The sequence below is a fragment of the Bifidobacterium pseudocatenulatum DSM 20438 = JCM 1200 = LMG 10505 genome (genome assembly GCF_001025215.1).
GTDB lineage: Bacteria > Actinomycetota > Actinomycetes > Actinomycetales > Bifidobacteriaceae > Bifidobacterium > Bifidobacterium pseudocatenulatum.
In genome coordinates, this window is the sequence record NZ_AP012330.1 from 2065095 (window position 1) to 2088923 (window position 23829).

Here is a 23829-nt window from a genome sequence, read left to right on the forward strand (position 1 = left end):
CGTCTCTCTCGGTCGAAACCCCTGTTCGGATTCGCAAACGCGACTTATTCTATGCGAACCGTTTTTTGATGCAACGTGAGTGATTTCGGCGTGTCGCAATCGCAATAAAATCAACGCATGTACCGTTACATAAATTCGCTCTGGACGTAAAGGAATATGGGTGATCGCAGTAGCGCTTTCTATATCGAACCGGTACGATATATCGAGGTGCGGCATTCCGATGACGGAACGGCCGCAATCGCATGAACATCATGAAAGGACGGCGTCGATGACGAGCACACAGACCATTGAGGAACTCAGCGCACAATACGCGGCAAAATATGGCATCACCCGTGAGATGATCGACCATGCGGAACGTTGGACGGAAACCGACGGCGATCTCGAAGGCCTTTCCGAAGAGCGCGTCCGCGGCATTCTCGACATGCGTTTCGGCGCGATCGCGGTTGACACCCCGCGTTCCGAACTGTGGCACACGCCTGACACAATCGACGTGATCGAAGATATTCCATACCTGCCTGACGGTGGCTACGATACGGAAGCCGGACAGTGCAGAGGGCATTTGCTCGACCTGTATCTACCGCACGATGCGGTGCTGCGCTGCGGGCATACGCTGCCGGTGTACATCGATATACACGGCGGCGGTTTCACTTACGGATATAAGGAATTGAACCGCAACTTCAACGTGCATCTGGCCGAAACGGGCTTCGCCGTATTCTCACTGAACTACCGACCGGCCCCGCAAACCGATTTGAGGGGTCAGCTGGCGGACGTTCAGGCGGCATTGCGTTGGATCAAGGCGCATTTGACTGATTATCCGGTTAATCCGAACGCCGTGTTCCTCACCGGCGATTCGGCAGGCGGCGCGTTGACCATGCTGACGTTGGCGATTGAAAACAATGCCGAAGCCGCGGCCGCATTCGGCGTGGATGAGCCTTCGGGCATTGGTTTCGCCGGTGCCGCTCCGGTGTGCGGTGCCTACAGTTCCGCATCGTTGGAAACCATGGGAAGCGAACTGACCGTAGGCTACGATCCGAATCGCCGCACCGGACTCGAACAGATGCTGGGCGTCGAATTCTTCGACGGCATCGAAGCCGCCGACCCGAAGTTCCTCACCGCCGAAGGCCTGGCGTTCAACGTCAACCTGCCGCCACTGTTCATCGTGACCTGCGGCGACGATTTCCTCGAGGCCGACAATCTGGCGCTTGCTGCCGCACTGGCCCGCAAGGGAGCCGATTTCGAACTGTTCGACCCGAAGCCACGCCGCCACGAAACGCTCGGCCACGTGTTCGTGATCGGCATGCCATGGCTTGACGAAAGCGTGGAATGCTTCGAACGCCTGCGCAGGTTCTCGTACGAGCGCTGCTGAATCACGAATGCCTGCACGCGACCACGCATAATCACCAGCATCACAAACGGCCGACCATGCATTACTCACGCATGGTCGGCCGTTTGTCTTGCAACTCTTTTCGGCAAAATCGCGAAACATAAATCGCGAATCGCACGAATCGCACGAATCGTGTTCAGAAAAGAAGAAAGCCGGCGGAAAGAAGGGCCGCCGGCTGAGAGAGAAGAGAGAAGAAGGGTTCAGTTATGGGGTTCTTCAGGAACCTCGCCAGCCGCCGTAACTGCTGACATGTTCTATATAAGCGCCCGAGTCTTGGAGGAATGATACGTGTTCCTGCCAATTAGCTGAGAAAAATGTATCAGACATGTGAGCGGCCATACACATTCGTGAATTCCGTCGAATGATCGCAACATTACTTCCGATTTGCCCAATCGCACGTCTATATCACTCACCCACTCCGCAAAAATCATCCATTTCACTGGACGATTCTGAAAAAACGCAAAATCATCCATTTCACCGGACGATATGTCGAGCTCAAGATGCTGCCGTTGTCTTTCTCGGAATACCGAAATGCATTGCAACCGACAGCAAATGACAATGCGCTGTTCGACCGGTATCTCACATATGGAGGTCTCCTCTACGTCACACAGCTCACCTTGGATACCATCGGGCTCGGCGACTACCAAGACATTCGACACCGCAACATCCTCGACTGGCTGCTCGAGTAGGACACACTCTCCCGACTGCACAATTTGCGTCCACGGATCACAAGGTACGAAAAATAGCGGGACCAAATAGTTCCTGCATAACGTGCGCCGTGTTCCACCTATGATGGATATATGAAACATTTCGAATATGAAATTTCCGGCATCGACGGCAGCGCAGCGAAATTCGTCGGATATTGCCTTGATAACAGCGAAGAAGTCGTTCCCGACCGTGTGCGTCCGTCTGTGCTTGTGATTCCGGGCGGCGGTTACGAAATGACGTCGGATCGTGAGGCGGAGCCGATTGCGATGCAGTTTCTTGCGGCCGGTTTCAACGCTTTTGTGCTGCGATATTCGGTGAAGCCTTCCGTTTTTCCAGTTGCGCTGTTGGAAGCTGCCGGTGCGATGACGATGATTCGTGAGCATGCCGCCGAGTGGCATGTCGATCCGGATGCGATTGCCGTGATTGGCTTTTCCGCAGGTGGTCATCTTGCTGCGAATCTCGCCACCTCCACCAGCGACGATGTTCTTGTCGCTCATGGTTACGATCCGGATGCGGTGCGTCCGAATGGTTTGATGCTCGCCTATCCGGTGATCACGTCTGGCCCGCTCGCCCATCGCGGCAGTTTCGATTCGCTGCTTGGTGAACGCCGCAACGATTCACAAGCGCTTGAATCCGTGTCGATCGAACGTCATATCGACGCCAAAACACCGCCGGTTTTCGCATGGCATACCGTTCCCGACGAAACCGTGCCATACGAAAACACACTGATGCTGATCGACGCTTGCAAGAAAGCCGGAGTCAGCATCGAAGCGCACCTATTCCCGCAAGGCGGGCATGGACTGTCGTTGGGCACTGCGGAAACCGCATGGCAGGGCGTCAACGGCATTGAACCGAGTATCCAGATCTGGCCGCAGCTGGCTGTCTCTTGGATGCGCAGAACGTTCGCACGATAATCAGCGCAGCAGACGCCGTGACATCTAACCCCATCTAGTCACGTTTCCCGCCTGCGCAACCCGCACCCTGCATCTGCACAACCCATAAAATCGGGTTAAAAACCCGGGTTGTGCAGACGCAGAACGCAAGTCGCGCAGACAGCACAACACCCCCGAACCGACCGGATAGACCGAAAATCGTAAGCTCGGGGGCAAAAATCAGCGGGGCTGACGGAAGCGACGATCGCCAATCGGATCGAACGGTGTATGCGGCTCGAGCTGATACCAGTACGCGACGGAAGCGACGTCGTCCTGACGCTCGAAATTGCCGCCCTCCTCAGTACCGATCTGCTGCCATTCCACACGCAAATCATGTTCGAAATAAATCGGATCGGGAATGTGCCAGCGATACAATCCGCGGGTCACCGGCGTATTTACATCCCAATACGCGCTCTCGCGATGCGAGGCGAGACGCTGCGAATAGAATGGGAAACCGACGTACGGCGCACAGAACGTCTGCTCATGCATACGCCCATGCTCGTCGAAATCGGCGAAACTCCACGCGCCACCGAAATAATCCTCGGCACCGGTGCTGCACCACGTGGGATACTGGTCGTCCCCATCGATGTACATCTTGACTTCACCCTCGCCCCACCAGCGGCTTTCCAACGCGGTGAGCGCCAGATACGTGCCGATATACGCGCCACGACCATGCACGCCGTCGAGCACCACATAGTCGCGGGCCAGTTCGGTGACGCGCTCGCGACGCCACTGCGCATGGAAACGCATGGTGCCGGCCGGAAGCGCGTCATATTCGGTGTAGTCGATCTGGTAGAAGAACGCGGGAACGTCTTCATTGTGATCGTTGCGGAGCACGATGCGCGCATGTTCGAACGGCATGGAGAAGTAGCAGTTGAAACCGCGATTGGGCACGACCACCACCGGCATCGAATTGACTCGGCAGGCCTGCGCGTGGCCGCAGCAGAAGAAGTCGCCGACCGGGCATTGCACGGACGGGGTCTCCTCGCCATCCCAATAGAATTCCAGGATCAGGTTGCGAAGCACGTTCGGACCGGTAGACGACGTGCGGTCGGTGACCGTCATCCAAATATGGCGGATCACGCCCGGACCGTCCACATCCATCAAAGTGACGCTCTCCCCCGCTTTCACGGTCTGGATGCACGGACTGCCCTTGCGCGACGGACCAAGTGCACTGGCTGCAGTGGCCGCAGCGCCCTTGCCGCCCGTGGGATTCTCGGCGTTCACGCAACGTGTGCGCCCTGGTGCCGCAACCGCAAGCAAGTCCAGCGGACTGCGCGCGGCGAACGCACCCAACGAATCAACCTGCATATCGTGACGTGAGCTGTTTTGCATGGTGCTCCAATCGTTATCTCGAGTCATAAGAAACCCCTTTTCCCGCTACTTTACGGCACCAGCGGTAATGCCCTGCGACAACTTGCGCTGGAAAATAATGAAGAAAATAATAGTCGGCACAATGCTCAGCAGCGAAGCCGAAGCAAGTGTGGTCGCATCCATCGTGCGTTGGCCCTGCAATGTGGCGAGCGCCAGCGGAATGGTCTGCACGTCGTCGCCCATCAGGAATGCCATCGGAATCATGTATTCGTTCCACGTCCACACGAAGAAGAACACGAACAGCACGCTGATGGTCGGCCAGGAAATCGGCAGCACCACCTTACGCAGAATCTGCCAGCGCGAGGCGCCGTCAATGGCTGCCGCTTCGAGAATGGCCTGCGGGAACGTACCGTATACGGACGACAGCAGATACGTGCCATACGCACTTTGAATGATGGTGAAGATGATGATGATCGCCAGTTTGGTGTTGTACAGTCCGACCTGCTTGAACATGGTGTACAGCGGGTAGAGCAGCGCTTCCTGCGGCATCATATTGGCAAGCATGATGGCGAGCACAATCCAAGTGTTGCCTTTGACCCTGCCGATGCCGAGCGCGAAGGAGTTCAGCACGGAAAGCACGACGGCGGCCACAGCCACTACCAGCGAAATAACCAAGCTGTTCCAGAATTTCAGCGGGAACTTGGTGGTGGTCCAGAAGGAGATGATGCCGTCCATGGTGAAATGCTTCGGCAGCGAAAGCGGGCCTGTTGCATTGTAATCGGCGGGTGTTTTGAACGCGTTGACGGTGAGCACGAGCAACGGGAAAAGCACGAGCAGTGCGGCTGCGATGAGCACGATGAGGGTGATCCAGTCGCCGGTCGAGCGCACATGTTGGGTTTTCTTGGATGCTTTCCGCGCTGCCGATGCGGTCATGGTTTGCGTCATGGTTGTTTCCTCGACTTTCGAAGTCTTGCGAGTCTTACATGTTACGGGTCAGTTGCGGTTTGAACCGTTCAGACCAGTTCCTTTTCGACGTGCTTCTGCACCATGGTGAACACGATGGAGAACACGATGATGACCACGGTGAGCGCTGTGGAGATGGCCGCGCCGTAGCCGACTTGTTGCACTTGGAAGAATTGATTGTAGGAATAGTATGATGGCACGGTGGTTGCCGTTCCCGGCCCGCCTTTGGTGAGCAGATAGACCGGTGCGAAGGTTTTCAGCGCGCCGATGGTGGCGGTGAGGATGACCACCAGCAGCTCGGGAATGATGGACGGCAGCGTGACCACACGGAATTTCTGCCACCAGTTGGCTCCGTCAAGACCGGCCGCCTCGTAAAGTTCAGGATCCACGCGCTGCAGACCGGACATGAAGATCACGATCGGATAGCCCAACTGGATCCACACCAGAATGAACATCAGCACCGGAAGCGCGCTATCAGGGCTGCCGAGCCAGTTATGCTGCAACGATCCCAGGCCGAGCTTGACGAGCAGCGCGTTCACCGCGCCATCTTCCGGACGGAAGATCCAGCCCATGATGATGGCCGCGACAGCAACCGGCAGCAACTGCGGCAGGTAGAACATGGCTCGCAGGAAGGAAGCCGTCTTGCCGCCGAATTTCTTCTGAATAACGTCAGTCAGCAGTGACGAAATAAATAGTCCAAGAATCGTAGGAATAACTACGATAGCCACAATAATCCAGAATGAATTAGCGAATGAAATCCAGAACGTGGAATCAGCGAACAGACGTTTCCAATTCTGCAATCCAACGAATTTAACCGGGCCGACTCCACGCCATCGAGTGAAACTCAAGTAAATGTTCCACACGAATGGAATAACGACGATAACGAGCAGACCTACCAGTCCGGGAACAAGATATGGTACGAATTTTGCGGAACGGTTTCCGGGAAGCCTTGACATTGAGACTCCCCCGTTTTTGGTCTTCTTTGACATTTTGGCTTTTCCTTTGGTTGCGCTGCGTTGCCTGTGAATATTTACGATTGCGATATTGGTTCGCAAGTTGTAATTTGCGATACCGCACGGGATTATTCATGATTGATACTGAGCAAAACCGGAATAATCCCGTGCGATGTCGGATATGAGATCAGATATACGATCAGTTGGTCTTGACGCCCATGTCTTCCACACCGACGTCGTACTTCTCGTGGATACCCTTGAGCACGTCGGCCGGCTTCTTGGTGCCGTTCACCAGTTCCTGGAATTCCGCCGGAACAGCATCGGTAAGGTTGGAAGCGGCGTAATCCGGGTAGTAGCTGAGCTTGCCATCATTGGCGTAGGAGGCGTATTCCTCGATCATGGCCTTGCTCTTCTCGTCGTTGATCTTGCTGGCGTCGCCCGCCACCGGAATTCCGCCGGCGTTGCCGAGGTAGTTCTGCACATCGTCGGAAAGCACGTAGTCAATGAACTTCGCAGCGAGATCCTTGTGGTGAGAGCGTTCCGGAATCACCAGCAGATTGCCTGCGCAGCCAATCGCGAAATTCGATTCCGGCATCACCGCGGCGTCCCAATCGAAAGTGGTGATCTGCTTGACGAAACGTCCCTGATTCCAGGTGCCGGTCTGATAGATCGGATACTCCCCCTTGATGAATGCCTGCGTGGTGTCTTCGGCCTTCATACCGGTGGCGTTGTGGGAGATGAAGCCCTTGTCGAGCCAGTCGTTGATGGTGCTCACGGAATTGGTGAGAATCTTGGAGTTCCAGTCGACATCGCCCTTGTAGAGCTGCCAGTTGTCGATGAATTTGGCGTCGGCCTCCTTGGAAACCAGCTGCCACCACAGCCACATCACGCCGTATTCCTGCGCGTCGGCGGCGATCGGCGTCACTCCGGCATCCACGAATTTCTGGCAGACGTCCACGAACTCGTCATAGGTGGTCGGAATCTCCAGCCCGTACTTGGCGAACAGATCCTTGTTGTAGTAGACGCGCTGGAATTCCGCGTAACTGGTCATGCCGTACCAGGTGTCACCATCCATGATGCCGTTTTCATCATACTTGGCCACGGCCGCATTGGCGCCGGTCACCTTCTTGTCCCAACCGTATTGATCGACGTAATCACCCAAATCGGTGAGCAGCCCCATGGTGGAGAGCACGCCGGCCGAACCGTTGCCGCGATTGGATTCCATAAGATCCGGCGCCTCATCGGAATTGAGGAATTGGCTGCCGTTCTGCGCGATCTGCGTGAACGACTTGCGTTCGAAATTGATTTTGACACCCGTTTCCTTTTCGAAGGCTTCCGCGGCGCGACGCCATGCCTGGGTCTGGCCAGCGTCGTCTTCCTCGTAATACCAGAACGACAGGCTGTCTGGCGTTTCCTCGTCTTGCGCGGTGTCGCTGCCGCATGCAGCGAGCGTGGTCAGCGACATTGCCGCCGCGGCCGCAAGTGCGATGCCTCGTGTGATCTTCATGGTTCTCCTTTGTTATTGGTGGTTGTGTTGTTGAGTTATGTCTCAAGTTGTTTTTCAGTTATGAAGATTGATATGTGTCGCCTCCTTTTTTCGAAACGTTTCGACGATGGCCGCGGATTGGCGCTTTTCAATTCGGCAATCACCATCTTCGCTTCGGCTACAACGCCTTCACTTACTTTCGAATCGTTTCGATTATGGATACGGGAATCCGTCCGCCTTTCACGGACATACTCCTACAACCTTCTTTTCACACGTCACCAACTTTGGTAACGGAACCTCGACTATGCATGACCGGAGCGGACAGCTCCACCAATCCCTTGATGTCGCGATGCTCATCGATGGCGTCGACCAGCAGATCCACAGCCTTAGAACATAATTCCTGCGGCATGACCGGCATCTCGGTAATCGGCTGCGGCATCAGCTCTCCCTCGAAATACGTGCCGCACGACAATACCGAAATATCATCTGGCACCCGCAATCCCGAAGCCTGTAATTGCTGCAATACCAACTTCAGCACATTGGCGTTCGCCTGGTTGACAATCGCCGTGGGGCGCTCATCCAAAGAACGAAGCTCACGCACGAATTCCGCGGCATCAAAGCGATCGTCACGATGCTTGGAGGATTCATGAATCGTCATGCCCAACTCTTCGGCACGTTCCAGCAAAGCCTTGCGGAACAGCAGCACATAGCCCGAACCGCGATCGTAATCGGTCTCATTGTCACGCAAAAACATAGCGCTCCGATGCCCCTTGGAATACAGGCAATCCACAGCCATACGACCAGCCGTGGCAAAATCGATATCGACACAGGCACAGCCTTCATGCTCTGCAGGGTAACCGATGGCCACACAGGGTTTGGAATATGAGCCAGCCTGGGCGGTACGCTCGTCATGTTCCTCAATGTCGAGCAGCACCACGCCATCAACCAAGTTGCTTTGCGTCACGCGCCGAATGTCGGCCACCGCGTCCTCGCCGGTAAGCAACAGCACATCGTAGCCACGGTTCTTTGCCTGCCATGCGGTCTGCAGAAAGTAAGCGTTGTATTTGGCCTGATTGATATCACCGCGAATCGGCGCGCTGAGCGCAAAAATATGATTACGCATACCACGCATTTTACGGGCGCTGGCATCCGGAGTATATCCAAGTCGTTCAACGGCGGCCATCACCTTATCGGTGGTTTTGGCGGAGATGGAACGCTTGCCGGAAAGTACGTACGAAACGGTGCTGACTGACACCCCCGCCTCCCGAGCCACATCTTTGATGCCCGTCATCTTCCGCCTCCTTCGGCTCTCCAAGTCATTTGCGTTACACGTCATGCGTACCGCAGCTCTCGTCCATCGTTCAACAAAGCCATCCGCCGAGCCTTCCGGAATTTCTTCCGCAGAATCACGCTCGTATTTTATCGAATCGTTTCGTCGAAACGTTTCACTAATCGTAAGCCAGCAACTCAGCTTTGTCAAACGTTTCGACACACCTACCCGTCATTCCTCGAAATGATGGACACCAGGATGCTGCGACCCCGTTCCTTCATATCATGATTTTGATGTACCGACCGTTGCAATCTTGAGTCCCGTCGCACGATTGCGATTTGGTTTCGACCTTACGATTTTATTTTCCGCTTTTTCCCAAATCGTGAGGTCAGCAAGCCAAAAACGTGCGGCCATCCTCCCCAAACACTAGGACGTGCAGACGGAAACGCAAGTTGCATAAGAATGGAGGCATCTACAACCGCCGCCCGTACACGTACACACGGGCTAGAGAAGTCTCAAGGCTACAGCGGGCGGGACTCGTAGATCATTTGGCGGTCGCCGAAGTAGAGGGCGTCACGCCAAGAGGCCTTCTTGCGGGCCGCCTCCTGCTGAGGCTCCTTGATCGGCACGAAGAACCAACGGACCAGACCAACCACCATGTCTTGCACGGAATGCCAGATGCCGATATACGCGGTCAACGCCCAGAACGTCACGATCGCATTGAAACCGGCGAACACCGCGTTGCCCCAATTGTGCGAAAGCGTATCGGCGTAGAACACCATGCACGAGTAAATGATGATCACCCACGGCATCGTCACATACAATGCCGGAGAAGCGGTACGATTATTGACTTTCGGCGTACGCGCGAACGGAATCTTCGTGTTCGTCATGCCCTGCTGAATCGACTTGAGCGTGCCGGAAAGATTCACCGTCAACAGCACGATGTTGAAGCCGTAAATACGGAAAATATCGGAACGTTTATACCCGTTGCGTTTCAAATCGCTCGACATGGTGGCAAAATACGGCAGCGACGCGAGCACCACCCACGGGCTCAGCAACCGCTGGTCGAACGGATATGCCAAGAGGAACATCAGGCCGAAACTCGACCATGCGATGGACGCCATATAGTTCACGCGCAGCGCCCACTCACCCAGCTTCACATCATTGCCCTGCTGATGCCGCGCGTGCACAATACGGAAGAATTTGCCGATGATCAGCAGACCGCCATTCGCCCAACGCCGCCGCTGCACCACCAACGAACCGAAATCAGGCGGGGTGGCACTATAGCTCAACCGCTCCGGATAGTTGACCAAATGCCAGCCGAAATAACCCAAATCGATACTGGATTCGGTGTCTTCGATCACCGTGCGATCCTGAATATACGTTTTCACCGTGCGCGTGCCCTCAGTCGACACCACGCAGATATCGTCGAGCGCGGCCTTGCGGATCACCGCGTTCGCACCTACCCAGAACGTGGCGTCATAGTAGGTCATGCCCTGATGCAGCATGTGCTGAATGTCGGTGGTGGCGGCCGCGATGCGTTCGATTCGCGTCGGCGCGCCACGATACGAGGAATACGGGGTTTGGATCACGGCCACGCGCTCATTGCCGGGCTGTTCCATCTGGTACACCAAGCGCAGGCAGTAGTCGCGCAACAGCATGGAATCGGCGTCCAACGTCAGCACGTATTCGGAATTGCGCATCACGAAATCGGGAGATTCTCCCTCGCGCACGTCACGCAGAATCACCCCGTCCGACGTTTCCACGCGCTTGAGCGAGTGCCCCATCAATCCGATGAACGAATTCAGATTCATGGCTTTGTTGCCTTCACGGGAGGTCGACGCATACAGCTTGCGTTCGAACGACCATCCTTTTGCGGTGAAAATGCGTACCAAACGTTCGTACAGTTGCAGAATGCGATTCGCGTCGACATGCTGCTGCAGGGTGATCGATTCGTTCAACGCCTGTTCCGTCAAACGCAGGTCGCGTGCAAGACCGCGCAATACCTGGTCGCAGAAGAAATCGTCGGTATGATCTTCGACCAGCCATGTGTCGGCCTTATGCTCCAACCATTGCGCGGCCGCACGATAGTCTTCCGCACAGCGTGCGACCACACTACGCCTTGCGTCCATCTGATCGGCGAGCGCCGCAACGGTTTCGTCGCGCGCTTTGGTGAAACGTTCCGCAGGTGCCGCCAATTCGGCCAATACTTTCGGCATGAGTTCGCGGCTTGCTTTGAGAATCGCTCGCGCTTCGTCATTGTTAGGATGCGGAGGATCGTCGATTAGGAGTACGACTGCAAGGTCGGGAAATTCCTGCAATGCCGCCGACCAGATCGTTTTTTCGACGACTTTCGGCTGTTCCACGTACGAAGGAATCAGCACTGTGATTCCCTTATCGTAGTTGTGTGCGAAATGGTCGTCGAGCATCGCCCGAGGCACGCGTTCATGCCGGATGAAACGGTATAGCGCCCCTTGCCGTGTGGTCAAGTAGACGAGCGCGCTGAAAATCAGCGTGGTCACAATCGTCATGTACAGCACGCCTTCAACCACGAAACGTAACGTGAGTGAAGGATTGTTGACGAACAACGACAGAATCATCGTGATCATGTAGATCAGCCATGAAACAACCGTGCAGATGATGGCAACGTAACCACGCACAACGCGCGTTGGCGAAGGCTTGGCATGCATGATCGCAAGCGGTTGCGTGGAGGTTTCAGCACCCCACTGGTGCCTGCGGTCATCGCCGTCAAAATCCCCTATTTTTGCCACCATATACCCCTTTGCCTTATCAGCGCTGCCTCACCTGCATAAACCATACATCACTGTTGAAATTGTCGTACTAGCCACAGACTACACTCCCTAACTGTAAGCGAGATATAAGAAAAACAGCGCACGAGAGGAAAGCTTAATCCCCCGTAAAATCCCCCGCATATGCACTGAAGCCCAGCGGGACACAGCCTGCTAGACGCCCCAATGTCCCCATCAGCATTGGTGACCTGACGATTTCGAAAGGGAATGATGAAACCCCTGTTTCCAGGAAGACGATTTTCCTTCCTCCGACTGTTCATAGCGATACTGTGCATCGCGCTCGTCGCGGCCGGCACATGGTCGTGGATCACGTTCACGCGAACGGCGGCTAAGAAATTGCCGGAACCCTGGTTCGGCGGCTATGTGGACGTGACCGCAACACCCTCATACGAGTTCGAATCCAAGGTAGGCAACGTCTACCGGAATGTGATTCTCGGATTCGTCACCGCCGGCGACGGCTGCCAGCCAAGCTGGGGCGGCTACTACACGCTCGACGAAGCGGCCTCCACGCTCGATCTCGACAGCCGTATCGCGCAAACCTACAAAACCGATCGCACGGTAACCGTCAGCTTCGGCGGGCAGAACGGCACCGAACTTGCCAGTGCATGTTCCGACGTCGATTCCCTTGCCGACGCATACCAGCAGGTGATCGACCGCTATCACATCACCTCGCTCGACTTCGACATCGAAAACTCGAATCTCGACGGGTACAGCGAAACCGCAACCCGGCGAGCGCAAGCCGTGGCAAAACTCATCGCCAACGAAAAAGCCAAAAACAAAGGGAAAGACGATACCAGTCACGATCTGATCATCAGTTTGACGCTTCCGGCCGACGCGAAAGGTCTTACAACGCAAGGAATGCAAACCGTGAACGCGTTTCTGGATGCCGGCGTGACGCTATCCACCGTGAATCTCATGACCATGGATTTCAACGTGGCGTCCACGTCGATCACGCAATCCATGCTGATCAAAAGTTCGCTGAACGCGGCCCACGCGCAATACAAAACGTTGCTGTACAGTCGCGGCAAACTCTTCAGCGACCATCAGATCTGGGAGCTGTTGGGAGCCACCGTGCTCATCGGCCAGAACGATACCAAAAACGAGTATTTCACGCTCGACAATGCGCGCGAAATCAACACGTTCGCACTGGAAACAAGCCTGGGCCACTTAAGCATGTGGTCGCTGAACCGCGACCAGCAATGCGGCGAAAACTATACGAACACCAACACGCTCAAAACGTTCTGCAGCGGCATGAAACAGACGGACGGCGAATTCGCCACCACATTGGGGTCAGGATTCCGAGGCACGCCGGGCACGCTCGTCGACTTCGACAATGCCAGCTGGAATTCCTCGCAGCAGGCCTACCCCACGTGGGAGCCAGACGTACTGTACAAGCAAGGCGACAAGGTGATCTGGAACGGCAATATCTACGAATCGTTGGGCAACAACGAAAACGAGCAGCCGGACAGCGCCGAGGAAGGCACGAACGCACCGTGGCGCATCATCGGACCGGTGCTATAAACGCTTGCCGCAGCGAGACGCGACCACAGACACAATACAAGGCAGGAACACAAGGCAGTCGCTACTTTTCAGTAAAAGTGGCACGCAACAGGGGAACGAAATCAGGCAATCATGACATCGAAGCAATCAAAGCATCAGGCAGCCACCGGCAGCCAGCCAAAAGACGGCATCAGAAAACCAGCCAGACTCACCATTCTGGCCATCATCTATGCGTTGTGCATTGCGGCCGCAATCGCATTCCATGCACAGGAAGGCGTGCAGCAACTTATGGAAGACCCTGCGCGCATCTGCATATGGTCGCTGTGTTTTCTGCCGTGCCTGATCTACCACAAAAAGCGTTCGTCGTATCGCGTTGCCGCCGAACACACCGTGCTGCCACCGTTGACCGTCATACTGCTGGTAACCGGCTATTTTCCCGACGTGGCCATGTTCCTGATCATCGTTACCATCATCACGTCGATCATCACCGCACGCAGTCTGAAAATCGGCATTCTTCGCGCCGGAACCACGCTTGCGCCAATCCCACTGATCAAAATATTATTTGCGAACACTTCTCACGTACTGTCAATTATCATCAGCCAGAATTCCGTCAATGCTGCGATTAATCCTTATCAATTCCAGCATTGGTTGCTGCCATTACTGATTATGACTGTTGCAGTGCCGATTATTCGATTGATTTGTGATATTGTAACGTTCTTTTTTGTACAAATTCCGATTCGTAAAGCCATGCGCGAGTATTCGCTGTCTCACATTCTTGCCATGGCTTTGGCTGATTTGATGGCGATTGTGTGGATTCCTGAAATTCTGGAGTTCGCCAATATTGGCTCGGATACTGCCACCGTGCTTTCCGTGTTCATGCTGGCGCTGATCGCCTACTCGCTGTTGCTGATGACGGTCGATACGATGAGCCGGCTCACGCGATCCCGAAGTGCGTTGAAATGCATAGCGAATGTAAGCGACGCGCTGCCGTTGCCGAATCAAGTGCCGGAAGAGACCGTCGTAAGACGCATCAATCGTGGCCTCACCCGCATGCGCTGTTTCATCAGCAATGCAAACAATCTTAATAAAAGAGGGTATTCCTACCGCTATTCCGCGCCTATTTCCACCGGCTCGCGACAGTATTATCTCGCGATGGAACGCAGTATTTGGAATCGTCCGTTCATGTCGACCGACGAGACGATATTGCTCACCTGCGGCGAAGTGCTTACCGAATCGTTACGCGTGAACAAGGAAGTGACGCTGCTACGCACCGAATCGGAAACGGATACGCTGACCGGCGCACTCACGTATCGTGCGTTCATCGGACATTTGAAGAGTCTGCAGACCGAGAATGTGCATAATCTGGTTGCCGTGGTGTATTTCGGCGTGGAGCATTTGCGCACCGTCAACGAACATTATGGACGCAAAATCGGCAATGCCGTGCTGCGATCCGTGGGCATGCGTTTAAGCCAGCTGCTGCCGGGAAACGCCACGCTTTCGCGCGTGAACGGCGCAGAATTCGCCATGATCGTAACCGATGTGACGTCAACCAGCGATGTGGAGGAGTTGGCCACACGCATGCGCAATCTTGCCGTCATGCCGGTATACACCGAAGAAGGCGAGGTTTCCGTGGACGTATCGAGCAGCATTTCGTTCTCGAACGCGACAGACGGCTTCTCCGTGCTCCTCGCCGATGCGAGCGCGCACATCTACGAGTCGGAGAGCTCCAATCTGCCCGTAGTCGACGGCATGACGTCCACGCTCGCCGCGCAGAATGGTTCGGGAGACTATTTCAACGCTTCCGACGTGCTTCGCCATGCGATCGAAGACAATACGATTTCCGTGCTCTACCAGCCGATTTTCGATGTGAATACGAAACGTATCACTTCGCTGGATACGATTGTGCGCGTGCATGACGCGAAGGGCCGTACGCTGGCACCGTATTTCGTAACGGCTGAAGCGCATCGTCTCAACATGAGCGTGCAGCTGACGCTCGACGTGCTGGAAACCTGCGTGAAAGACATGACCGCATTCCGCAAGGTGGCACCCGAATTGGATATTGTGGACATTTGCATGAATGGTTCGGAATTAGGTGCGTCCATCTTCCACGAGCGCTTGGAGCAGTTGACTCATGAGCAGCCACAGCTGCGTTTCGGCCTGCAGTTGGGATCGCATGCCATTCATGTGGTGCATGATGAAGTTGATGATGAGGTTGCCGCTCTTGCCGCTTTGCCGAACGTCGAGTTGGGTTTGACCAATGCTGGCACCACGTATTCGGAGGTTGCCGCGTTCGCGCATCTGCCATTGGATTTCGCACGATTCGACAAGACGGTGGTTCGCGATTTCCGTACGCCTCGCGCAAAGCAGATCATGCAGCGCACGCTCGAGATTTCGCGCGATAACGATGCGTTCCATGTGGTGTTCGATGGCGTGGAGTCCCTGGACCAGGTTGAGTTCATCCGTTCCATCGGAGGCACGCTCGCCGAGGGCACGCTGTTGAGCAACGCCATGAGCGCCAACGAGTTCCTCATGCGCCTCGAAACCATGGGCACTTCATTGCCCGAAGCCGCTCCGAGGCAAGCTGAGTAAAGAGGAGTCTCGTTTGTCGCACGATTGCTTCATCTCGTGAAACGCTTGGAGGAAATATGGCGAGATGGGAGCATGTGTGCTAAATTAATTAGTAAACGTGTTTAGCCAACGATGGCTTTGAGGAGGATTCACATGGCCACTATCAGAGAGATAGCGAAACGGGTAGGTTTCTCCCAAGCCACTGTTTCCAGGGTTTTGAAGGACGATCCCACTTTTTCGGTGAAGGATTCCACCCGCGAGAAGATTCTAAACGCCAGTCTGGAAATGGGATACAAGAACGTACCGCAATACCAGCGCATCACCATTCCGCAGGATGTTGCGATTCTCGACAATGTCGTACCCGACAAGGGCTTGCAGGACGCGTATTTCGACGAGCTGCGCGAAGTGCTCGTCAAGCATGCCGAAGAGCAGCGCATGAACGTGACCATGCACGAGGACGTGGATTCGCTGATCGCCGATGCCGATAAATACGCGGGATTTATTTCGATCGGCCCGTCCCCACTAGATCACAAGACGCTTCACCGCTTGCATAAGAAGCTTCCCCACGGCGTATTCATCGACATCAATCCTGCGCCGACATTGTTCGATTCGGTACAGCCGGATTTGGAACAAACCATATTGGATGCGATCGACGCGCTTATGGGGTCGGGTTGCTCTCGGATCGGCTTCATTGGCGGCTTGGGCAACATTATGGGCAAGCATGAATATCCGGAAGATATTCGTACGTTCGCATTCCGCAATTGGGCGTTGCGCTTGGGATTGGATGCGCAAGGATTGGTGTATGCGGACGGCCCGTTCACTGTGGAAAACGGCCGTTTGCAGGGGCGTCAGTTGGTGCAGGATCATGCGGACGATCTGCCCGACGCAGTGATCATCGCAGCCGATCCGTTGGCGGCTGGCGTACTGCAGGCATTTGCCACCGAAAATGTGATGGTGCCGCGAGATATCAAAGTAATCAGCATCAACAATCAGGAGATCGCAAAATACACGTCTCCCGCATTGTCGTCGTACGACATTAGCCAGGACGAGCTTGCGAAAGCCGCGGTGCTTATGCTTGCCGAAGCGCTGACCGCCGACCGCAAAATCAGCCAGCATATGCGGATCTCCACCAGTCTCGTCGCACGCGACAGCTTCACCCCGCAAGACTAAATATAAAAACTTGAGATACGGCAAGGGCCGGCATCCTGTTGCGGAGCCGGCCCTGCAATTGTGCTTCAGTAATCTCGCTTCAGTAATCTCGCTTTAGCGGAGAGGGCGAGCGTCACACCAAACGTGGGTGACGGACCAGGTGGCGGGATCGAGCAGAAGCACGTCGGCAGCGTAGCCGGGAGCAAGCAGACCGAGAGGTTGCCTGGTGACCGGGTTCGCGCGGTCGAAACCGAATGCTTTGGCCGGAGTCAACGTGGCGGCCTCCACCGCGTCGGCGGGCGTGAATCCCAATTCGAGCACCGCACGCTGAACAGCCTTTTCCAACGTCAGCGTGGAACCGGCAATCGCACCATTCGACACGAGCCGAGCGTGACCATCGATCACATCCACATCCAACGCGCCCAGCAGATAATGACCGTCCGGGCAATCGGTGGCAGCCATGGCATCGGTCACGAATGCCGTGCGATGCGGTGCGAAACCAAATCCCAAACGCACCATCGGATTCTGCACATGAAAACCATCATTGATCAACTCGATAGTGACGCGTGGATCCTCAACAGCAGCCGGAATTGGACCAGGCTCGCGATGATGCAAGCCATTCATCGCATTGAACATGTGCGTCATAATGCCCGCGCCCGCGTCGAAACCCTTGTGAGCGGTCGCATAATCGGCATCGCAATGTCCTACCGCAGGAACCACTCCTGCCGCCACGAAACGACGAATCGCATCAATGCCGTGCGGCAATTCGGGGGCGATGGTGATCTGACGCAGACAGCCGCCCGCCGCTTGCAAAAGCCGATCAACATACTCGGGAAGCGGATCCTTCAAACATTCCGGATCATGCGCACCCTTGCGAGACAACGCGAGGAACGGTCCTTCCAGATGCGCGCCGAGAATGTCAGGGCGGGCGCTCATCATGCCGTGCACGGTTTCGAGATTGGCGCACATCACGTCAAGCGGATTGGTGATCAAACTGAGCACTTGGCGGGTGGTGCCGTGCATCATATGACCTGCGCGAGCCGTGCGTATGCCTTGCACGCCATCATCGAAGGAGCTCCCCCACGAACCGTGCGCATGAATGTCGACGTAACCGGGAGTCATCATGCAGCCTGCAGCGTCGGTTACGGAACCGGTCGAACCGGTCATGGAATTTCCGAAACCAGCCGAACTGACCGAACCGGAATCAGCATCGGCACCAACTGCAGCATCCGCATCCAAACCGACGCTTGCGCAAGCCGCAGCAAAATCATCGTCCCGATTACCAGTCGCAATAATCGCACTACCATCGGAAACTATCCAATAATGTTCCGCAACACCTCGCGCATCGACTTTGCGCGCATTGTGAATCGCAAACGGGCGGGCCGACTGCGCCAACGCAATGTCCACCTCATTCGCAAAACGCTCCCGAGACTGTTCCATCTTCATACCTTCCGACTCACTTCCAGCCATATTCCTCAATTAGCATCCAATTCTTCCAGTCAGTGGAAGAATCACCCCGCCGACAAGCCCATCAGCGTCCAAAAACCTCCAGCCGGTGGAGAAATCCTCCCGCTAACAGCCACCTCAGAGTCCCAATTCCTCCAGTCACTGGAAGAATCCGGACGGCGAAATACCCTCGTACTGTCCAAAAACTTCCAGTGAGTGGAAGAATCATCCCGATGACAGGCCGAAAAGCGTCCAGAATGTTCCAGCGAATGGAAGAATCCGGACGCTAGCGGACACCGACTGCAGAGCAGCAATCAGATGTGCTGCCAGGCGGGCTTGTGGGCGTAGGCGTAACGGTAGTAGTCCTTGTGACGCAGGCGGCTCGCAGCCTCCTCGTCCACAATGATGGTGGCGTGCGGATGCATTTGCAGCGCGGATGCCGGGCAGAACGCACTCACACCGCCCTCCACCGTTTCGGCCACAGCCTCGGCCTTGCCCGATCCGAAGGCAAGCAGCACCAAATGACGGGCTTTGAGAATTGTGCCGATACCCTGCGTGATGCAATGCGTAGGCACCTTGTCGATGTCATCGTCAAAGAATCGGGCGTTGTCAATGCGCGTCTGCTCAACCAACGTTTTGACGCGTGTGCCGGAAGCAAGCGACGATCCCGGCTCATTGAAGCCCACATGCCCATCCGTGCCAATGCCCAGAATCTGCACATCTATGCCACCGACCTCTTCGATTGCCTTATCGTAGGCAGGGCCGGCAGCCTCAATGCGTTCGCCGTCGCTCAGCGGCGCCCCGTCAAGCACGTCACCAGGCACGTGCACCAAATCAGGGTTCAGTCCAAGCGGTTCCACAACAGTGCGGTGAATGGTGGAATGATATGACTGCGGGTGATCAAGCGGCAATCCCAAATATTCGTCCAATGCGAAACCACGCACCTGCGATACGTCAATATGCTCGCCGTGCACAATGCGTGCGAGCGACTGGTATGCTGCAAGCGGACTGGATCCGGTTGCCAGACCCAATACCGCATTCGGCTTGGTTTTGATGAGATCGGCAACTGAACGGCCGTAAATATCGCCCGCTTCGCGCTCGTTTTTCACGATGATGACTTCGGTCATGATGTTCCTTTCATTGGCATTGGATTGACGTTTTTCGTTTTGCTGATTTCTTGAGGATTTGTTTGATGATTTATCTGCTGATTCGTCGAAGCTCGTCGGCTGCTTTCCACACGGTTTCCTGAATGCGATGCAGTTCCGACGGTTGGCTTGTCACGTTCCATTCCTTCGCATAGGCCTCGCACCAGCATTCGAGCTCGCGTGCCAGCGCACGATAATCGGAAGGCCGCCAATCGCCAGCGTCATGCGCATCACGCACGTCATGCGCTTCGGCGAGCGCGAATCCCACTCGATTGAGCAGCAGCTGCCCTTCCATGGCGATACGTACGGCAGCTGCAATGCCCGGCTTTCCTATATGCGCCATAATCGGCGCAATTTCAACCATGCATTGCTGCAGCTTACGATTGGCTTGCGGAATTCGTTCGATTGTCGTTGCCATATTGCGCATCATGCGATCGCGCGCCTCACGCAAAGTCAATGCGTTTCCCGGATTGGCAAGACGATCGGTCAAGCATGGGATAGTTTGCGCAACATCGGTATTGCAGTTTCCCGTGCCGTCATCCAATTCGAGATATTCCACAAGCTCACGCCAAGTGAATACGGCTTGCGCGGAAGCGTTACGAAGCAATGTGACGAAACGAGCGCTGCAATCGCCATATTCGACGCGCGAAATACGCTCAAGCAAGTCGTTTTCAGCACTATCTCCAGCACTGTTTTCAGCGGTATTTCCGTCAGTCTTTCCAGCACTATCTTCTGCGGGATTCCACGCATAGTGCGCACCGAATATCATGCCGGGAACCGCCATGCGCGGATCGTTGATATGCCCAAAATCGCCCCAATCGGTGACGAGCATGCCTTCCGCACCGCAGTCGATGCCGTAGCGCGCGATGCGTGAAATGTTGTTCCACGCATCGTCGATGCGCGGCAGCAGCGCATTCCACCCCCATACGGCCGGGCATACGATTTGTTTGGCTCCGGCTTGCGCCATGAGTTGGATTTTTTCGTCGGTCGCTTCCGGTTCGTACTGCCAGTTCAGCAGTGTGACATTGTTCGGCAGGGTTTCGAGGATTTCCGGCATTTCGACGGCGATATCTCCCCAGAACATGGGTTCGCGGCCCTGCTTAGACAGGTGTTCGCAGAGTTTGCCCACGTATGTTGCGTACAGCGCTGCGACGCCCACGCGTTGCGCTTCCTGCTTCGACTTGCCTTTGCCGAGGTCGAAGGTTTCGTCGGCGCAGATGTTGAATCGCTTCGAACGGAAAAGTTGCAGATACGAGTCGACCAGTTGCGCAGAGAATGCGAAGGCTCGATCGTCGGCGACGTTGAGTGTGTGGTGCCTCATGCGTTCGATGAAGCTGAACGGCCGGTCTGCGTCTTCGGGGAATTCGCCGAGTTCGCGCAGTTCCTGCGTGCGCATGGCCACATATTGGTGTCCGAATGTGGAGACTGACGGCACGAGTTCGATGCCAAGGTTCGCGCAGTATTGGTCGAATTCGAGTGTGTCTGCCGGCGTGAGCGGGCTTGATCCGCGCCATGTTTCGCTCATACCGTCGAATGCGAACGTATGCTCGATGTACAGCTGCAGTTGGTTGTATTTGTAGAGGCAGAGTTTGTCTGCCCACTGTTTGAGCCATGCGAGCGTTGGCACTCGGCCGCGCGTCGCGTCCAAATAATATCCCCTGATTTGGCATGCGGGGGCATCTGCAATCTGCAGTTCCGGCAGTACGCCACCGTTTTGCCGTATGAGTTGGCGCAGTGTCTGCACGCCGTTGCGCACGCCCTCGAAATCGCAACCGGTAATCGTAATGCCGTCAGTGTTGATAGTCAGCGTGTATGCGCCGGCGGTACCGCCATCCTGCGAATCGAAATCCCACGAATCCGCAATACGCAATCTGATGAAACCCGACCACATATCGCCCGTCGCAATATCCCAATCAGTGCCTGTCGCGGAACGTATGTCGGCAACAAGCTGATGCGCAAGCAGGAAATCGCCATCGCCAATCGCAATGGATTCGTTCACGCGCCCCGCATAGGGCAACAGCACCGTGCCTTCGCCGACCGTCATGCTGTTCGGTTCGGGAATGATCGCCCATTTGCGGGTGTTCTCGCTTGCCATCGATTCGCCTTTCGATTGTCGATTATCGATTTCAATTCTCGATTGTGATTCTCGGATTGCCGGGATTGCCGGATCTGGATTTCCGGAATTGTTGCGCTTGTTCCAGTCTGCCTGAAGTATCACGCATTCACGATTGCGGTTGCGCTCGTTTTGCCGCGAGCGCCGCGCCGATTGCGCCGATTGGTTGGTCCATGGCTGCGATTCTGATGTTCGATGCGATGTCGAGTGTGGTCAGGAATCGGCATCCTTCGGCTCTGCGGCTCAGTTCGGCTTGGATGACTTCGATGAGTGCGTCACCGGTTTTCGCCATGCCTCCGCCAATGATGATGCGTTGCGGATCGTAGGCTTGCGCGACGATTTGGATGGTGTCGCCCATGGCGTGGGCCACCATGGCGAGCACGTCGTTGGCATGCCCGTCTCCTTGCCGCGCTTTGCGGATGAGATCAGGCATGGGCGGGTTTGCGGAGGGCCAAAGTTTTGCCACGGCCCCGCCGGATGCCACGGTTTCCAAGCATCCACGCTGCCCGCATGGGCATTCGAATCCGTTGGGGTCGATGGGTAGGTGCCCGATTTCGCCGATGGATCCGCTGTACCCGTGTTCGGCTTGCCCGCCGCGCACGAGTCCTGCGGCCAGTCCCGTGCCGAAGTTGAGGAATACGACGGTTGCGTTGCCGTCGACTTGTTCCACGAATTCCGCGGCTCCGACCGCAGCCGCGTTCACATCGTTTTCCACGTGCACCGGAGCGTGCATGATTGCGCTGACGCGTTCGCCAAGTTCCAACGTTTCAATATCAAGATTGACGACGTTGCTCACTTGCCCGGTCGCGCAGTTCACCTGCCCTGGAATGCCAATGCCGATGGGCAGCGCTTCGTTGGACAGTATGCGGGCGACGCGCACGATGTCGGTTACGACATTGCTTTCACCGGAGTGCGATGGCATACGGCAGACGTCGATGACGCGGTCTGTTGCGTCGAGCAGCACGCCTTCGATTTTCGTTCCGCCGATGTCGATGCCGACGCATCCTTGCGAACGGCCGTTATGGTGCAGTCTTGCGTTCATTGCATGTACCTGCCTGAAATAGTGGGGCCCGGATTACGGTTGTTCTGTTGATCCAACTCCATGCGTGGCGTTTGCATGCCACGCATGGAGTTGGATGGATGCCCGTCAACCCTTGACCGCGCCTGCCGCAAGACCGGCCTGCCAGTAGCGCTGCAAGCCGAGGAAGAGCACGATCACCGGCAGTACGCCGAGCAGTGCGCCCATCATCAGCGATCCACGATCGTTGAAGGTTGCGAGCGATACCATGCCATACAGGCCGAGCGTGACCGGCTTGAGGGTGTCGGAGGAAACCATCATCAACGGCAGCAGGAAGTTGTTCCACGTTCCTACGAAGAGGAACAGGAAGATGGTCACCATGGCTGGGGCGAGCAGTCGGAGCACGATGGTGAAGAAGATTCTCGCTTCACCGGCGCCGTCGATGCGGGCCGCTTCCAGCAGTTCGTTCGGTACGGAGGTTTGCGCGTACACGCGTCCGAGGAAGAAGCCGAATGGCGAAACGCAGCACGGGATGATGATCGCCAGCATGGTGTTGGTCAGGTGCAGTGCGTGGAAGATGGAGTACTGCGGAATGGTGAGCAGTGCGACCGGCATCAGCATGCATCCCATGACCACGCCGATGGCGATGGCCTTGCCACGGAAGTTGAATTTTGCGGTGGCATAGCCTGCCATCACCGAAATGATGGTGCCGATCAGTGCGGAAACCCCGGAGTAGATCAGGGAATTCAACACCCAACGCCAGAATTGGCCACGGGTCCACCCCATAAGCTTCGAATAGTTGGTTGCGATGGCGTCGGGAATCTGGTCAAGTCCGACGGCGAACCACAATCCGTTGCTGCTGGTCAGCTGCGATGGTGTTTTGGTGGATGCGATGATGGCCCAATAGATTGGGAAGAGGAAGTAGATCAGCGCTACGACGAGCACGATCACGGTAATGGTTTTGGTGATCGGCGATGGGCGCATGGAGCGCGGCAGATCGTGTTCGGCCGCTTCGCGTTGCTTTTCCATCATGCGTTCCGCTTTTCTGCGGGCGCGTTCGTCTTTTCTTG

General features: G+C 55.8%; 17 protein-coding genes. 6 read left to right on the forward strand and 11 right to left on the reverse strand.

Translation table 11 applies throughout. From position 1 onward, the window contains the following. Positions 1–268 precede the first annotated feature (268 nt). The 3 genes from BBPC_RS08425 to BBPC_RS08435 all read left to right on the forward strand — a co-directional run bounded on the left by BBPC_RS08425 (position 269) and on the right by BBPC_RS08435 (position 3006). Positions 269–1366, forward strand: coding sequence for an alpha/beta hydrolase (locus tag BBPC_RS08425; RefSeq protein ID WP_004223447.1), 1098 nt, complete (start codon positions 269–271; stop codon positions 1364–1366). A gap of 554 nt (positions 1367–1920) precedes the next feature. After that, the gene (locus tag BBPC_RS09880) at positions 1921–2073 is read left to right on the forward strand and encodes a hypothetical protein (protein ID WP_153881456.1); all 153 of its coding nucleotides are present in this window, start codon (positions 1921–1923) and stop codon (positions 2071–2073) included. Positions 2074–2184: 111 nt separating this feature from the next. After that, a complete protein-coding gene (locus BBPC_RS08435) occupies positions 2185–3006 on the forward strand; it encodes an alpha/beta hydrolase (protein ID WP_004223450.1) in 822 nt (273 codons plus the stop codon). 198 nt (positions 3007–3204) lie between these two features. Here BBPC_RS08435 and BBPC_RS08440 read toward each other — a convergent pair whose 3' ends face one another. The 6 genes from BBPC_RS08440 to BBPC_RS08465 all read right to left on the reverse strand — a co-directional run bounded on the left by BBPC_RS08440 (position 3205) and on the right by BBPC_RS08465 (position 11784). Continuing rightward, on the reverse strand, positions 3205–4335 hold the full coding sequence (locus BBPC_RS08440; RefSeq protein WP_004223453.1) for a glycoside hydrolase family 172 protein: 1131 nt from the start codon (positions 4333–4335) through the stop codon (positions 3205–3207). A gap of 69 nt (positions 4336–4404) precedes the next feature. Further along, positions 4405–5283, reverse strand: coding sequence for a carbohydrate ABC transporter permease (locus tag BBPC_RS08445; protein WP_004223456.1), 879 nt, complete (start codon positions 5281–5283; stop codon positions 4405–4407). Between the two features lie 68 nt (positions 5284–5351). After that, a complete protein-coding gene (locus BBPC_RS08450; protein WP_004223458.1) occupies positions 5352–6290 on the reverse strand; it encodes a carbohydrate ABC transporter permease in 939 nt (312 codons plus the stop codon). Between the two features lie 163 nt (positions 6291–6453). Next, the gene (locus BBPC_RS08455; RefSeq protein WP_004223460.1) at positions 6454–7761 is read right to left on the reverse strand and encodes an ABC transporter substrate-binding protein; all 1308 of its coding nucleotides are present in this window, start codon (positions 7759–7761) and stop codon (positions 6454–6456) included. A 247-nt stretch (positions 7762–8008) separates the two neighbouring features. Then, entirely contained in the window at positions 8009–9031 is a 1023-nt protein-coding gene (locus tag BBPC_RS08460) for a LacI family DNA-binding transcriptional regulator (RefSeq protein ID WP_022244641.1), read from the reverse strand. 500 nt (positions 9032–9531) lie between these two features. Then, entirely contained in the window at positions 9532–11784 is a 2253-nt protein-coding gene (locus tag BBPC_RS08465) for a glycosyltransferase family 2 protein (protein ID WP_004223466.1), read from the reverse strand. A 243-nt stretch (positions 11785–12027) separates the two neighbouring features. On the opposite strand from BBPC_RS08465, the gene BBPC_RS08470 reads away from it, so the two are divergent. From BBPC_RS08470 to BBPC_RS08480, 3 genes are all read left to right on the forward strand, one after another. Further along, the gene (locus BBPC_RS08470; RefSeq protein WP_004223467.1) at positions 12028–13341 is read left to right on the forward strand and encodes a chitinase; all 1314 of its coding nucleotides are present in this window, start codon (positions 12028–12030) and stop codon (positions 13339–13341) included. A 111-nt stretch (positions 13342–13452) separates the two neighbouring features. Beyond that, the gene (locus tag BBPC_RS08475) at positions 13453–15909 is read left to right on the forward strand and encodes an EAL domain-containing protein (protein WP_004223468.1); all 2457 of its coding nucleotides are present in this window, start codon (positions 13453–13455) and stop codon (positions 15907–15909) included. A 132-nt stretch (positions 15910–16041) separates the two neighbouring features. Further along, complete coding sequence (locus tag BBPC_RS08480) at positions 16042–17058, forward strand: LacI family DNA-binding transcriptional regulator (protein WP_033524411.1); 1017 nt, start codon at positions 16042–16044, stop codon at positions 17056–17058. A 93-nt stretch (positions 17059–17151) separates the two neighbouring features. Here BBPC_RS08480 and BBPC_RS08485 read toward each other — a convergent pair whose 3' ends face one another. The 5 genes from BBPC_RS08485 to BBPC_RS08505 all read right to left on the reverse strand — a co-directional run bounded on the left by BBPC_RS08485 (position 17152) and on the right by BBPC_RS08505 (position 23791). Then, complete coding sequence (locus tag BBPC_RS08485; RefSeq protein ID WP_004223470.1) at positions 17152–18507, reverse strand: N-acetylglucosamine-6-phosphate deacetylase; 1356 nt, start codon at positions 18505–18507, stop codon at positions 17152–17154. Between the two features lie 290 nt (positions 18508–18797). Beyond that, a complete protein-coding gene (nagB, locus tag BBPC_RS08490) occupies positions 18798–19610 on the reverse strand; it encodes a glucosamine-6-phosphate deaminase (protein ID WP_004223472.1) in 813 nt (270 codons plus the stop codon). Between the two features lie 70 nt (positions 19611–19680). Further along, complete coding sequence (locus BBPC_RS08495) at positions 19681–21723, reverse strand: beta-N-acetylhexosaminidase (RefSeq protein ID WP_004223475.1); 2043 nt, start codon at positions 21721–21723, stop codon at positions 19681–19683. Between the two features lie 127 nt (positions 21724–21850). Then, complete coding sequence (locus BBPC_RS08500) at positions 21851–22783, reverse strand: ROK family protein (protein WP_004223476.1); 933 nt, start codon at positions 22781–22783, stop codon at positions 21851–21853. Positions 22784–22888: 105 nt separating this feature from the next. Then, the gene (locus BBPC_RS08505) at positions 22889–23791 is read right to left on the reverse strand and encodes a carbohydrate ABC transporter permease (protein WP_370739643.1); all 903 of its coding nucleotides are present in this window, start codon (positions 23789–23791) and stop codon (positions 22889–22891) included. Positions 23792–23829: the final 38 nt, after the last annotated feature.

Excerpts from the sequence above, each read along its gene's own strand:
- BBPC_RS08500 (WP_004223476.1), bottom strand. The coding sequence starts at position 22,783 with ATGAACGCAAGACTGCACCATAACGGCCGTTCGCAAGGATGCGTCGGC.
- BBPC_RS08480 (WP_033524411.1), top strand. The coding sequence starts at position 16,042 with ATGGCCACTATCAGAGAGATAGCGAAACGGGTAGGTTTCTCCCAAGCC.
- BBPC_RS08435 (WP_004223450.1), top strand. The coding sequence starts at position 2,185 with ATGAAACATTTCGAATATGAAATTTCCGGCATCGACGGCAGCGCAGCG.
- BBPC_RS08505 (WP_370739643.1), bottom strand. The coding sequence starts at position 23,791 with ATGATGGAAAAGCAACGCGAAGCGGCCGAACACGATCTGCCGCGCTCC.
- BBPC_RS08440 (WP_004223453.1), bottom strand. The coding sequence starts at position 4,335 with ATGCAGGTTGATTCGTTGGGTGCGTTCGCCGCGCGCAGTCCGCTGGAC.
- BBPC_RS08455 (WP_004223460.1), bottom strand. The coding sequence starts at position 7,761 with ATGAAGATCACACGAGGCATCGCACTTGCGGCCGCGGCGGCAATGTCG.
- BBPC_RS08445 (WP_004223456.1), bottom strand. The coding sequence starts at position 5,283 with ATGACGCAAACCATGACCGCATCGGCAGCGCGGAAAGCATCCAAGAAA.
- BBPC_RS08450 (WP_004223458.1), bottom strand. The coding sequence starts at position 6,290 with ATGTCAAAGAAGACCAAAAACGGGGGAGTCTCAATGTCAAGGCTTCCC.
- BBPC_RS08460 (WP_022244641.1), bottom strand. The coding sequence starts at position 9,031 with ATGACGGGCATCAAAGATGTGGCTCGGGAGGCGGGGGTGTCAGTCAGC.
- BBPC_RS08470 (WP_004223467.1), top strand. The coding sequence starts at position 12,028 with ATGATGAAACCCCTGTTTCCAGGAAGACGATTTTCCTTCCTCCGACTG.
- BBPC_RS08465 (WP_004223466.1), bottom strand. The coding sequence starts at position 11,784 with ATGGTGGCAAAAATAGGGGATTTTGACGGCGATGACCGCAGGCACCAG.
- BBPC_RS08425 (WP_004223447.1), top strand. The coding sequence starts at position 269 with ATGACGAGCACACAGACCATTGAGGAACTCAGCGCACAATACGCGGCA.
- BBPC_RS08475 (WP_004223468.1), top strand. The coding sequence starts at position 13,453 with ATGACATCGAAGCAATCAAAGCATCAGGCAGCCACCGGCAGCCAGCCA.
- BBPC_RS08485 (WP_004223470.1), bottom strand. The coding sequence starts at position 18,507 with ATGGCTGGAAGTGAGTCGGAAGGTATGAAGATGGAACAGTCTCGGGAG.
- BBPC_RS08495 (WP_004223475.1), bottom strand. The coding sequence starts at position 21,723 with ATGGCAAGCGAGAACACCCGCAAATGGGCGATCATTCCCGAACCGAAC.
- nagB (WP_004223472.1), bottom strand. The coding sequence starts at position 19,610 with ATGACCGAAGTCATCATCGTGAAAAACGAGCGCGAAGCGGGCGATATT.